Consider the following 14817-nt stretch of genomic DNA (forward strand, 5'->3'; position numbering starts at 1 on the left):
TTTATATTTAAAGAAAACTTTATATATAACATAATTATTAGTTTTCCAGAATATGTATTAAGGAAACACAGTATTCATATTTCTCTACAGAGATAAGTTCAATCTAATATATCTTAGATTTTGGGTTTCGTTTAATGTAAATCAAAGAGGTGAATTAATTGGAAAAAGATAATTTCTTTAAAAATTCGTTTTTTTTAACAGCAGCAAATATCACAACAGGTATCTTAGGATTTATCTTCTCTATATACCTATCAAAATTAATAGGACCAGAAGGAATAGGACTTTATGGACTAGTAATGCCTATCTACAATCTATTTATCTGTCTTATGACAGCTGGAATTATAGCTGCAATTTCTCAAAGAGCCGCTATATATACTTCTAAAAAACAATATAATAATCTTTTTAAGACTATAAATACTGTAGCCTTTTTTAATATTATTTGGTCAATAGTAATAGGTATTTTAGTTTTTATAGTAGCTCCATACATAAGTGAATACGGGGTTAAGGATATGAGAACCTTAAATGCTATAAGAGTGACATGTCCTGCAATGGTATTTATAGCATTATCTAATATACTAAAAGGCTATTTTTATGGAACATCTAAAATTACTATGCCAGCATTTATTGATATCTTAGAAAAAGCTATGAGAATAATAACAATAGCATTGCTAATATTTATATTTAAAGCTAATACACTATCATCATTAGTTACACTTGCTTATGTCTCTTTAGCTATTGGTGAACTTCAAAGCCTATTATTGCTTTATGCTTATTACAAACATTTAATAAAAAAAATTCCTCCATCTTATGAAAAGACTGAAAGAAAAGCTCAATTACTTTTTAATGTTTTAGTAGTCTCATTACCTCTATGTTTAAATGGATTTATGGGAAATATATTTTCAACTATGTCTACTTTAGTTGTGCCACGAAGACTTGTATCCCTTGGTTTTGAATATTCCACTGCTATTGGAATGATTGGTAAATTTAATGGAATGGCGTTAACAATAGTAACTTTTCCACTTATCGTAGTTAGCTCCATTAATATGCTTTTAATGCCTGACCTTTCAGAAACTTTAAGTAAAGGTGAATATTATAATGCATCTGTTAGAATACGTAAGGTTTTAAAAATTGCATTTTTACTTGGTATCGCTACTTGTATAATATGTTTAATTATTCCTGATTCTTTAGGAAAAATGTTTTATGATAGAGATGATTTAGGCTTATATATTAAGGTTTGTGCTTTATCTGCTCCTATATATTTTACTTCTAATACAATGTTTGGAATTCTAAATGGCTTAAATAGGCAAGGAATAATATTAAGAAATTCTCTAATTATTTCTTCTATAGAACTTATTTCTTTATATATACTTACAGGAATTAAAATCATAAATGTATTTTCAACAGCTATAACAATATTTATTACTTCTATAATAAGCTTAGTAATTAACTTACATGAAGTTAAAAAACATATTGATATATCATTATCCTCTATAAATATTATAATTTTTTCACTTATAGGTTTATTAAGTTACCTTGTTCTAAGACTGTTAACTAATACAATACTACGTGACTTATTCATAGCTAAAAATATAATAATTATTCTATTAACCTTTGGGCTATTTGCATACTTTAGCGGCTTTGGAATAGATGAAGACTAATATAGTTAATAATTAAGATTTTATAAAAAACCCAGCAAATGCTGGTTTTTTATTTTTTACTGAATCTTATAATCCTATATTTATATTTTTAATTTACATGTCCTAAATCTTATATGCTAAAATGTATTTATTAATATTTTAAAGGAGACATCTATGATTGCTTTTATTATTATAAGTTTGATTATTATTATTCTTTTTCTTTTGATAGGTTATGCCAATAAATTATGCAAAATAGTAGTTTATCCTAAAAAGAAAAGTTATGAAGATGGTTATGAAAATCAAATTAAGAAACTTAATCTTGAAGATTTTTATAACAGCTTAAAAAAAGAAGAAATAACCTTAAAATCTGATTATGGTTATGATATTAAAGGTATTTTTATTCCAAACTCTAACTCAAATAAATGTATAATACTATGTCATGGTATTACAGTAAATATAAATTACTCTGTTAAATATATAAAACCATTTTATAATCGTGGTTTTTCAATTTTTATGTATGACCATAGAAATCATGGATTAAGTGGCGGTGACTATACCTCAATGGGATATTTTGAAAAATTTGACCTTAAAACTTGTGCTAATTATATCTTCAACAAACTGGGAGATGATATATCTCTAGGCGTATTAGGCGAATCAATGGGTGCTGCAACTGTACTGCAATATTGCTCTATAGATAAAAGAATAGATTTCTGTATTGAAGATTGTGGCTACTCAGATGTTTTTGATTTATTTAGACATAGACTTAAAGAAGATTATAAAATAAACTTCATACCCCTATTGTATATAGCTGATATTCTTATGAAATTTAAATATAGTTGGAACTTTAAATCTGCTTCTCCAATAACCTTTATAAAAGATATTGATATACCTATATTATTTATTCATGGAGATAAAGATGATTATGTACCTACCTATATGGTTTATGACTTATTCAATTCAAAAACTACTGGTATTAGAGACATATATATTGCTAAAGACGCTAAACATGCAGATGCTTTAATCTCAAATCCAAATAAATATGATGCTGTAATAGGAAGTTTTCTTGATAAAATTAGAATGAGCTAAGATTAGAAAAAAATCTAATTTTAGCTCATTTTTTATAATTTTGTTAAATCTTTGATTATTGTAAACGATATGGTAAAATATAAGTACAAATTCCCATTTTTTAAATAATATTGAACCTATATTTTGATAAGGAGGATATTAAATGATCTCTTTAAATAGTAATTTATACTCATTACTTCTGAATGAAATTGAAAAAAATACATCAAGTGTATTTTTATTAAAAACAGCTAATAGAGATGCTTTAGAAAAACTTTATAAAGAGAAGAACTTAAACGAAAGTAATCATAACTATTTTTACAAAAATTATTCCTCTTCCTCTTTGTCAGAACCTTATGATCCTATAATATCACTAGTAAAAAAATATCTCTTTAGTGAAGATATCATTGATGAAGTTTTCAGCGATATAAATATATATCCATCTCATAAGGAGCTTCTAAAAAATTATCTAATTAATGGACAAACTAATCGAAACGAAGAGGTATTACATTGTGATTATCATTATGAAAAAAACAGGCTTTATTTAGGCTTATTTAATATATTAAATTACATTAGTAAAGATAGAACATTAATTATTTTTCTAGATAATCTCAATTTAGCAAATTACTCAACAATCTTATGGATTAAATGGATTTTATCTAATCAATTAAAGTCAAACTTTAAAATAGTAGCTTCTATTGATGACTATAATTACTATAACTCAGATTATCAAATTGAATTTGATAATTTAATCCAAATGCTTCAGCTTAAAAGCTTAATTATAGAAACTAATAAAACTCATAGTACAAAGCTTGACTTAAATTTTAAACCTTCAGATGAGTTTTCAATAACCATAGAATATGCACATAACTTTTTCAACTTATTTGCATTAGAAGAAGCTATTGAATCTTATAAAAACTATTATAATCTACTAAAACTTAAAAATTCTCCTTTACTAGATTTCTCTGAAGTGATTTCTTATTTAGGAGATAGCTATTTTTTTCTTAGTGACTTTGATACAGCTCAGGAATACTATGAAAGTCTACTTAACATAGGCTTAGATATTGATAGTACATATATAAGAATACTTGCCACTCAGAAATTATCAATGTTATTTATTATTAAAGGTAAATATACTATAGCTGAAAATTTAGCTAATCAAAGCTACAAATTAGCACTTAAACTTAACAACGAACCTTTAATAATAAATTCTTTTTTTCTTATATTTTTAATAAATGAAAAAGCTAAATATAGAACAACCATCAGCCACTATAACTTTGAAGAAGATTTTATTTGGTTAGCTGCTAAATATAATAAAAAAAATATGCTTTCATACTTTTTAACTCATACTTATAACGGAATCTCTTATGCTAGCCCTGATGATGAGAAAATAACTTATTACAATCAAGGTCATCACTTAGCAACAGAATTAGATAATCAAAACTGTATTATTTCAGCTCATTTAAAAACAGCTTTAGTTTATGCTGTTAGAGGATATTACAATATTAGTATTCAGTTTTATAAAAAGGTTGAAGATCTTCTTATTCAAATGAAAGATTACTTTAGATTAGCTCAGACATACAACGGAATTGGCTATTATTATTTAACTAGTGGAGATTATAAAAATGCTAATATATATTATGATAAGGCTTTAAAAAATTTAAAGTCTAGTTGGAATTTTGATGAGATATGTATGACATTAATAAACTTAGGTTTAAACTCTCTTTTAGCTTGCAATTACAAAAATGCTGAAAATTGTTTTAATATTTTTCTTTCAATTGTGAATGAACTAAAAATCGATAGACTTCGTTTAAGCACTCTTTCTAGAATTTATGGAATTATAGGTTTAAATAATTATTATTTAGGCAATTATTATAGGTTATTTTCATTATTATCTAAGATGACACCAATAGATACCCCTATTAAAAGAAAATATCTAGAAGAAGATGATGATGAATTTTTTTTGTATAACTTTTTGCAAGGCTTATTACTTAAATCTGAAGGCAACTTTTTAGATGCTAGAAAATATTTCAAAAAAGCTGAAATTTACTTAAATCGAATAGAAGGGTCATTAAAATGTTTATATCCTAAATTTTCTCATGAATATTGCTCTTTATTAATTGGCTTAGAATATACTGATGATGCTAAAAAAATAAAAACTAATGCAATAGATTTCTGCATTAAAAATAACTATAGTTTCTATCTTGATTTATTAAGAAATAATAATACTCCAAATCTCTTTTTAAAAAATAGTACAACCCATTTACAGTGGGTTGTTGAAGCAGCAAGACAACAAGCTAATATAGATAATCTTAACTCAAAAATATCTGAAATTAACTTTTTAAATCTTTTTCAAGAAAACTTAAGCTCATCAGATAATATAAAGACAGTAAAAAAGCTTTCATTACAGTTGATTGAAAATCGTTTTGCATTAGATCATACAATATTAATATCTTTAGATGACTACAACGATACTTTTATCAAGTTATCTGAAGAAATAACTATTTCAAAGGAAAAATTAATTCAACTTGAAAATTCATTTGATAATATTAATACCTCCTTTATTAGCTCTAGAAAAGATTCTAATTATGCTATTTTAGATAAAATAGGAAGTATTCTTAATATTGAAATCTATTCCTTAGTATATATTCCGATAACTAAGGATAATGAGATTAAATGCTTTTTCTTAGGTATAACTAAAATATCTAAAGATATATTAAGTAGCGAAATTATTATAAACTCAGATAATATAAGAATCCTTAACATTGCAATTAAACAACTTTTTGAAACAACTCAACGAATAAAAGGACAAGAAAAACTATTATCTGCTGCAAATACAGATGTTTTAACAGGCTTATATAATAGACAAGGATTTTATAATAATATTTCTTCATTTATAAATAATGATAAATCTGATTTTTCATTTGATCATCACTTTTTAATATATATAGATTTAGATAATTTTAAATTCTATAATGACACCTTCGGTCATAAAATTGGTGATAACGTTTTAAAACTATTTGCAAATATATTAAAATTAAAGATCACCTCCACTAACATGGCTATTCGTTATGGTGGTGATGAATTTATACTTTTTCTGAGTAATTCTAATAAAAACAACTGTACTACTCTAATCAAAAGTATTTATGAAGAACTTTATATGAAATATGGCTTTAAATCAGAAATATCAGCATTATTAGGTAGAGATGTGTCTATACCTGAAGATAGGCTTCTATCATTCTCAACAGGCATTATTGATTTATCTTCTAATAAGAACTTAAATATATCGGAATTAGTAGAGATTGCAGATAAAGCTATGTATAAAGCAAAAAAGAACGGAAAATCCTGTTATATTTTTTCATAAAATAAAATCAGAATAACTTATTACGGTTATTCTGATTTTTATGCCGTCTATTTAGCTTTGTTTTTTATTGACGTTGTATTGAAGTTTCAACTTGTGATGTTGTATCCTTTATAAATGTATCTATATCTTTTATACTACCAGTTACATATGCATCATATTTTTCTTGGATTATTTCCCTAGCTGATTGTGCATTATTTACTGCTGGAGTAAAGTATGCATATTCTAAACTACTTTGTGCTACTGGATAAATCTTTGTAAATAAAGCATTTGGATCATTTAATGCATCTTTCATAATTTGTGTATCAGCTGCTGATTTACGAACTGGTAAATATCCTGTTGCTACTGCAAATTTAGCTGTATTTTCAGTATTAGTTGCATACTTAATAAATTCATAAGCTGCAAATTGTGCCTCTGGAGATACATCACTTGTTACAAATAATGATGCTCCTTGTTGAATAACAGCTTTGTTTTTTCCTTGGAATACAGGAACTTCTACTACATCAACTTCAAAAGTTCCATCTGTTTTGATATGAGCTGCACCTGCTGATGATCCTTGATACATTAATAACTTTTGATTTGAAAATGGCCCTGAAAGATATTTATCCTCTCCAGGAATACGGAAGTCACCTGAACCTACTTCATCTTTATAATAATTCATAAATGTTTTTACCCAATCATTATCGACATTTATTTTTCCATCAATAGTTACAAAGTCTAAGTTATCCATCTTTAAAGTAGAAATAAATGCATTAGAACTTGAATCAAACCCAAATCCTACGATTCCTAACTCATCTTTACATTTTTTAGATATCTCAGCTAACTTTTCTACTGTTAGACCTTTTAAATCTTCCATTGTATATCCTAATTGTTCTAACATAGTTTTATTAACATATAAAACTTCTGTAGATTTAGTCATAGGAATACCATATACAGAACCTTTAGTCCATTGAGATACCTCATTTATAAATGTTGTATAGAAATCATTTTCTATATCACTTTTCATTCCTATAGTTGAATCATTAACATACGGTGCTAAATCGACTATTTTGTTTTGGTTTATTAATCCTGTGGCTATATCTGGGTATACATTTATTATTGCTGGTAAAGAGTTAGATTGTGAAGCTGTTATAACCTTCTTGTTTAAATCTCCAATATTACCTTGATTTACAGCACTTACTGTAATACCCATATTATTATTGCCGTTAAAGTCTTTTACTATTGAGTCTAGTACTTCTGCTTGTTTTCCATTTAAATAATGCCACATTTCTATAGAAATAGGTGACTTTAATTCAGTTATTATTTCAGCTGAAGTATTATTTTTTTTACCGCATCCAACAAACATCCCTATCCCTAGAGTAGCTGTTAAAATTGAAGCTAAAATTCTTTTATTCATTTCTTCACCTCTTAAATTTTATTTATCCTTAGTTTTTCTTAAAGTTTATCCTTTAATACCTCCAATAGAAATTCCACTCATAATTTTTTTATGTAGGAAAATATAAACTACCACTATTGGCATAGTAATTATTGTTGATGCAGCCATTAACAATTCATATTGATTTCCTGCATCAGATTGGAAAGCAGTTAATCCATTTGCTAATAACCTCATTCTTTCACTATTTGTTACAAGTAGTGGCCATAAAAATGCATTCCAAGAATTTATACCTACTAAAATACAAATAGTTATAATTGATGGTTTAGCCATAGGAACTATTATTTTCCATAAAAATTTCCAATCACTTGCTCCATCAACTTTAGCTGCATAATATAATTGTTTTGGTATTTTAAAGAAAAACTCTCTAAGCATATAAATATACAATACATTTGCCATATATGGCACAAATAGTGCTTGATAAGTATCAATCCATCCTAAGGAAGATATAGTCTTAAAATTGGTAACTATTAAAACTTCCCCAGGTATCATCATTGAAGCTAAAAAGATTGAAAATATCATATCTCTTCCTGGAAACTCCAAATGAGAAAATGCAAATGCAGTTAATATTGCTATTATTACAGTGCTAATTATACTTAAAATAGTAACTATAATTGTATTAAAGAAATATCTAGCAAAAGGTGCCATCTTTAAAGCAACATTGTAATTGTGCCACATTATTTTACTTGGAAATAATGTTGGAGGTGTTTGAATTACCTCAAATGATGATTTTAACGATGATGCTATCATCCAATAAAAAGGAAATAACGTTACTATTGCAAATAGTACTAATAATAAATACTTTAATCCTGTCCCTAAATTATTCTTATTCATTATCTCACCTCCTAATAATGAATCTTATTTCTTGAAGCAAACCTTTGTAACATTGTTACAGTTAATATTATTATTAACAGTACAACGGCTGCAGCAAAAGCTAATGGAAAATCTTGATCCCCATAGAATCTATCGATTATATATCTTACTACTGTAGATACAGCCCCATCTAAAGTTCTTCCCCCAAATAAAACATATACCTCTGTATAAACTTTAAATCCTGCTATTAAACTTATCATATATGTATATGCTATTATAGGAGACACCAACTTAACAGTTATCTCTCTAAATATAGTTCCCTTAGATGCCTGATCTAATTTGGCTGCTTGATAATACTGTGGGTTAATAGATGCTATTCCAGTTGTTAAGATCAAAGTATTAAATGCTAAGCTCTTCCAAACTGCAAATATTATAAGTGCCGGCATAGCCCATTTAGGACTTCCTAACCAATTTATTGGATTTATTCCTATAAAGCTTAACAAGTAATTTATTACTCCATATTCACTATTAAATAGCCATGACCATACTATTCCTATAGCAACTAGAGAAGTTACATAAGGTAGAAAGTATATACTTTGAAACATACCTCTTATTTTTTCATTTTTTAAATTTACCAATGTATTAGCTAGTAATAATGAAATAAATACAGATATTATTGGTACTATAGCAGCATAAATAACAGTATTAAATAAAGATGTTAAAAATCTCTTATCTGTAAAAAGATATTTATAAGATCCGAATCCAAATTTAAAACCACTTGCTTTAGTTTCATCAAAACTAAAAATGATAGTATTTATTATTGGATAAAACACAAATATGCCTAGTATTATTAATGCTGGTAATAAATAAATATACCCTTTATAATTTCTTTTTAGCATTTCTTTAAAAACTCCTCACTATCTACATCAAAGACATAAGCTTTTCCTTCTTTAGGTCTTATCCTTATTTTTTCTCCTTCTGCAATATCACAAGTGTTTTCAACCAGCATTTTATATTTATTATCTCTGTGCTTTAAAGTTAATAATCTCTCTCTTCCTAATATTTCTACAGTTACTACATCTACTTCAAGACCATCATCACATAATTCAAGGTCCTCTGCTCTAAACCCCAAAGTGACTTTCTTCTTATTCTCAGGTAAATTACTTATTTTATGAGTATCTAAAAATGCTACTCCATCTGAAACATCTACATCTATGAAATTCATCTCTGGACTTCCTATAAAAGATGCTACAAACTTATTTACTGGATTTAAGTATATCTCGCTTGGAGTAGATACTTGTTGAATTGCTCCATCCTTCATTAAAACAATTTGATCTGATATACTCATTGCTTCTTCTTGGTCATGAGTTACAAATATTGCTGTAACTCCAGTTTCCTGTTGAATCCTTCTTATTTCCTGCCTAGTTTCAACTCTTAATTTTGTATCTAAGTTTGATAATGGCTCATCTAATAGCAATATTTCTGGATTTTTAGCTATTGCTCTTGCAATAGCTACTCTTTGTTGCTGACCTCCTGATAGTTGAGCCGGCTTTCTATCTAATAGAGGATCAATTTTTACTATCTTAGCAACTTCTATTACTCTATCTTCAGCCTTATTCCTATCCCACTTTAAATTCTTCAGTGGAAACATTATATTTTCTCTCACTGTCATATGAGGATATAATGCGTAATTTTGAAATACAAGTCCTATTCCTAACTTTTCTGGTTCTAATCCTGTTACGTCCCTATCCCCAAAATATATTTTCCCTGAACTAACTTTATGAATTCCTGATATAGTAAACAATGTTGTTGATTTTCCTGATCCAGATGGACCTAATAATGAAATCAACTTCCCTTTTGGAATTTCTAAAGTCACATTATTTATAGCAGTAAAATCTCCAAACTTTACTACTAATTTATCTAATTTAATTCCCATTTACTTTTCACCTCATCTTACGTTTACCCATAACAATAGGGTGTTTATTTTTTATCTTTTCTATTCACAATCTATTGAATTAATAAATAAAAAAAGACAACTTATCCTTTATAGTTTAAGTTGTCTTTAAAAAAATTATTTAATTTTTTTACGTAAAATTCTTGGCATAATTTCGTATAATCTTGGTGATATTAAATCTAAGTCTTCTTTTCTTAATCCTTGAAGCAGAATCATTGCTATTAAATATACTAATCCACCTATAGCTACTGAAACAATAGCAACTATCCCCATAGCAATTCTTCCACCCTCCAAAATATTTACTAGTCTTAAAAGTGGTCCCTTACATATAACTACCACAACTCCCATAATTATTGATGATATTAGTGGAATCATTCCTTGTCTAATTATAGGAATTCTTATTTTAAATAACCTTTGAATTCTTTTATGATTTATTATAGCAGGTATTAAAAATGCAAATACTGACCCTATAACCGCTCCAAAAATATTAACATCCTTTATTCCTACTAAAATAAAATTAACTACAAACTTTATTAAAATTCCTATACTTGCAGTAGTGAGTACTAAATACAACTTATTAACTCCTTGAAGTATTGTATTTTGTATTGATGTAATAGACATAAATATAAGCACTATAGATCCATATGCAAGCATTTGATATCCATAAGAATCATTTAGTAAAAATAAAAATATCTCTTTGCTTAATACAGCAAGCCCTACTGCTGCTGGTATAGTTATTAGATAGGTTAATCTATAAGAATAACTTATTTGATTCTTAAGCTCTTTTCTATTCTTCTGAACATAAGATGCAATTATTCTCGGGAAAATAGCTGTACATAAAGCAGTAACAATAGTTAATGGTACATAGATTAAAGTATTAAAATAATTTAAAGTTCCGAATAACTCATCAACTCTTATTTGCTCGAATCCTGCTGCTAATAACCTACCTTTTACTATTATTGCATCTACTAATCCTGCTGAATTTTGAACTGCAGCTACCATAGTTATTGGTAATCCATATTGTATTATCTTATTTACTATCCTCTTTTTACTTATTCTCTTACCTTCTTCATTACTTCTAATAGCTTCGGTATAATAGTCATTTTTATTAAAAATATAAATAACATACACTATTGCAATTAATGCACCTATGGTTGTACCAACAGTTCCTCCAGCACTACCCCATTCTAAGCTAATATTCTTTAATAAAAATGCAAATATTAAACTAAATGCTACATTAAAAACCTGTTCAATAACTTGTGAAACTGCTATTTCTTTCATTGAGTCTACACCTTGCATATATCCACGATATGCTGCAAGCATAGCTGATAATAATATAGTAGGTGCTAAAAACTTTAAAGATAATGCCGATGAAGGTGAATTCATCCCATTGGCGATACCATCTCCAAAAGCTATAAAAATCACCATAAATGCAAAGCCAAAAATAGCTAGATAATTTCTAGCTATTTTCATAGCATTATAAGCATCCTTATGGTATCCTAAAGCTTTTAATTCAGCAACTACTTTAGTTATAGCTGGTTGTGCTCCCATACTAGTTACAGCTAATATAAAAACAAAAGCGCTATAACTACTAGAATATATACCATATCCTGCAGGACCTATTATTAAAGTTAAAAGTGGTATATATACAGCTGATAATATCTTAACTAGCACCCCTGCTAGTGATAAGATTAAAAAACTTCGTCCCACTGACTTCTCTTCCATAACTTTCCCCTTTTATACTAAATCGTAAATTTAAATACTTCGTTCTTTACCTTCTTAAACATTGGTGGAAGTGCTTCTACAACTGTCTTATTCTTTAAATACTCAAGTTTTCCTTCTCCACCTTTAAATATTAGCTTATACGCATATAAAAATTGATAATTTAACCCGAACTTATTATCAAAATATGAATTTATCTTTTTATCACCATATTTAAAATCTCCTATAATAGGATTTCCTAAATGTGAAAGATGGGCTCTTATCTGATGGCTTCTACCAGTAATTAAATCTATCTCTAGAAGTGAAAATGCACCATTACTTTGTAGCGTTTTAACTTCCATTGCTATTTCTTTTGTATTAGGAACTTGTTTATCATATACCTTAGATATATTTTCATTTTCATCCTTAGAAATATATCCTTTATATAATCCATCCTTTATTCTTCCTTTTACAAGAGCTTGATAATACTTCTTTACCTTACCTTCTCTTATCATCTCATTAACGCCTCTTAGCGCTTCAAAGTTTTTACCGAAGATTACTACTCCTGAAGTATTTCTATCTAATCTATTACATGGAGCTGGGGTAAATGTAATTTCCTTCTCTGGAATATAATCACCTTTTCCATTTAAATATGAAAGAACATAATCTGTAAGTGATGGTTCCGCTCCTTTTTGATCAGGATGAACTAGTACTCCTGGCCACTTTTCTACAACTACTATGTTATCATCTTCATAAGTAATCATTAATGATCCAGCATTTACTTTTATAAAACTGTCATCCTTTTTCTCTTTTTTACTTTGGATATATCTAATCTCGATAACATCTTCAATCTCTAATTTATAGTTCTCTTTTTGCTTTGAACCATTAACTCTAATATCCCCTTTTCTCATTGCCTTAAATATTGCACTTAATGGTACATCTTTTAAATACTTTCTTAAAAATTTATCTAATCTTTGGCCTGCTTCATTAGCACCTATTTCAATCTTCAAAAAAACAACTCCTTCTTTTGTGTTTAATTTACTTTCCCCATCTTATTAGATTAATATTGTTTCGTCAATTTGTCAAATAATCTAACACCATTTGACACTGAATAGCTACCCCTATCATTAAGGCATCTTCATCTATGTCAAACAAACTACTATGAGCTGGATGAATTATTCCCTTTTCTTCATTTCTACACCCTAAAAAATAAAATACTGATGGTATTTCATTTGCAAAATAAGCAAAGCTTTCAACACCCATATGAGGATATTCTTGCTCTAATACATTTTCTTCACCTATGACCTTTATTGCAGCATTCCTTAATTTATTAACAGAGTTTTTATCATTTATTAACATAGGATAAGATTCTTCTATTTCTATTTTTACCTTTCCTCTTAATGTTAAACCTATTCCTTTTGCTATTTCATCAACTCTTCTTGTAACTAACTGTCTATCCTCGCTATTTAAAGTTCTAATTATTCCTGTTAATGTAACTTTTTCTGGAATTATATTAGCACCAGTTCCTCCATGTATACTTCCAACTGTTATCACTGCTGAATTTAATGGATTTACTTCTCTACTTACTATATTTTGCAATGCATTTATAATATTACTTGATATTACTATAGGGTCTATCGCACTAGAAGGATAGGCTCCATGTCCACCTACTCCCATCACCTCAACCTTAAATGGATTAGATGCTGCATTTACAGCTCCAAATTTAACTTCAACTTGGCCACAATTTATATTTTCATCCAAATGTAATCCACACATAATATCTACATTGGGGGCTGTTAAAACACCTTCCTCTATCATATATCTAGCTCCACCAATAGTCTCCTCTGCAGGTTCAAATATAAGTTTAATAGTTCCACCAAACAACTCTCTATTTCTATTTAAAATTTTTGCTACGCCTAATAATATTGCAGCATGTCCATCATGACCACAAGCATGCATTTTACCTTTTACAGTAGAGATGTACTCACATTTGTTATTTTCTTCTATCGGTAGCGCATCTATATCACTTCTTAAACCTATCACCCTATCTTTCTTTTCCTCTAAATCTCCTCTAATAATTCCACATACCCCTGTTTTAGCATAGCTTTCATAGCTTATTCCTTCTTTATCTAAATACTCTTTAATAAACTTTGAAGTTTCATATTCTTCAAATCCTAATTCTGGATTCATATGAAAATTCCTTCTTAATTTTATAATTTCATCTTTTATGCTTATTACTTCATTCTTTAAATCCATATTATCCTCCAAATAAAAATAGTATAGTGAGTAAAATTCCTCTCCTATACTATAATCATTTATAATATTAATTTATTCCTTTTATTTCTTTTTCTAATTGAAAAAGTCTTATTCTTTCATCTTGATTGAATTCTTCCTTTGTAGCTCTCTTTGTTATAAGCTTTGAATATTCTTCAAACTTAACATCACCTAATTTAGTTCTAATAATTTTTAAATCACAGTCTCTTATAAAATCCACATCTTCTTGGCTTAGTACTTGATAATTTTTGAGTTTATCTTTAAGTCCTATTAAACTTTCTCTTTCTTGTTCAGATAATGCTCCAGACTTATCTTCTAATATCTCATCAATCTTTATTACTTCTCTCGGCGATGAATATTCATTTATATTTAAAGTAGTTTCTACTTTATCTTCATATTCTAAATTATATGGAACTTCAGCAAAATTAAATAACATCATTAAAATTATAATACCTCTTATCATTATATTATACCTCCATACATACTGTAACTATTATTAGTATGTCTAAATTTAGGTAAAATAATTATAATTTCATCGAATAGTTTTTTAATTCTTCAATAACTAAGCGTTAGAATAGTTTAT

11 protein-coding genes are annotated in these 14817 nt (G+C 27.7%); 3 read left to right on the forward strand and 8 right to left on the reverse strand.

What is annotated here, in order from left to right:
* The first annotated feature begins 158 nt into the window (after nt 1-158).
* From spoVB to H8S20_RS14265, 3 genes are all read left to right on the forward strand, one after another.
* Nucleotides 159-1658 carry a stage V sporulation protein B gene (gene spoVB / locus H8S20_RS14255; protein ID WP_186860528.1) on the forward strand — a complete coding sequence of 500 codons (1500 nt, stop codon included), beginning with the start codon at nt 159-161 and terminating at the stop codon, nt 1656-1658.
* A gap of 153 nt (nt 1659-1811) precedes the next feature.
* Nucleotides 1812-2723: an alpha/beta hydrolase gene (locus H8S20_RS14260; protein WP_042281899.1), complete on the forward strand. Its 912-nt coding sequence runs from the start codon at nt 1812-1814 to the stop codon at nt 2721-2723.
* Nucleotides 2724-2865: 142 nt separating this feature from the next.
* Nucleotides 2866-6063 carry a tetratricopeptide repeat-containing diguanylate cyclase gene (locus H8S20_RS14265; protein WP_186860529.1) on the forward strand — a complete coding sequence of 1066 codons (3198 nt, stop codon included), beginning with the start codon at nt 2866-2868 and terminating at the stop codon, nt 6061-6063.
* A 64-nt stretch (nt 6064-6127) separates the two neighbouring features.
* Here the strand turns inward: H8S20_RS14265 and H8S20_RS14270 are convergent, their stop codons facing one another.
* From H8S20_RS14270 to H8S20_RS14305, 8 genes are all read right to left on the reverse strand, one after another.
* Nucleotides 6128-7456, reverse strand: coding sequence for an extracellular solute-binding protein (locus H8S20_RS14270; RefSeq protein ID WP_032119243.1), 1329 nt, complete (start codon nt 7454-7456; stop codon nt 6128-6130).
* Between the two features lie 45 nt (nt 7457-7501).
* A complete protein-coding gene (locus H8S20_RS14275) occupies nt 7502-8326 on the reverse strand; it encodes a carbohydrate ABC transporter permease (RefSeq protein WP_186860530.1) in 825 nt (274 codons plus the stop codon).
* A gap of 11 nt (nt 8327-8337) precedes the next feature.
* Nucleotides 8338-9204: a carbohydrate ABC transporter permease gene (locus tag H8S20_RS14280; protein WP_032119245.1), complete on the reverse strand. Its 867-nt coding sequence runs from the start codon at nt 9202-9204 to the stop codon at nt 8338-8340.
* Nucleotides 9198-10241, reverse strand: a complete 1044-nt coding sequence (locus tag H8S20_RS14285) for an ABC transporter ATP-binding protein (protein ID WP_186860531.1) — start codon at nt 10239-10241, stop codon at nt 9198-9200. The genes H8S20_RS14280 and H8S20_RS14285 overlap by 7 nt, the downstream gene beginning before the upstream one ends.
* Before the next feature lie 135 nt (nt 10242-10376).
* Entirely contained in the window at nt 10377-11984 is a 1608-nt protein-coding gene (locus tag H8S20_RS14290; RefSeq protein WP_032119247.1) for a putative polysaccharide biosynthesis protein, read from the reverse strand.
* Between the two features lie 17 nt (nt 11985-12001).
* A complete protein-coding gene (locus tag H8S20_RS14295; RefSeq protein ID WP_032119248.1) occupies nt 12002-12970 on the reverse strand; it encodes an RluA family pseudouridine synthase in 969 nt (322 codons plus the stop codon).
* Nucleotides 12971-13034: 64 nt separating this feature from the next.
* Nucleotides 13035-14216, reverse strand: coding sequence for a M20 metallopeptidase family protein (locus tag H8S20_RS14300; RefSeq protein ID WP_186860532.1), 1182 nt, complete (start codon nt 14214-14216; stop codon nt 13035-13037).
* A gap of 67 nt (nt 14217-14283) precedes the next feature.
* The gene (locus H8S20_RS14305) at nt 14284-14697 is read right to left on the reverse strand and encodes a hypothetical protein (protein WP_032119250.1); all 414 of its coding nucleotides are present in this window, start codon (nt 14695-14697) and stop codon (nt 14284-14286) included.
* Between the last annotated feature and the right edge of the window lie 120 nt (nt 14698-14817).

This window comes from Clostridium hominis, assembly GCF_014287825.1.
GTDB lineage: Bacteria > Bacillota > Clostridia > Clostridiales > Clostridiaceae > Clostridium > Clostridium hominis.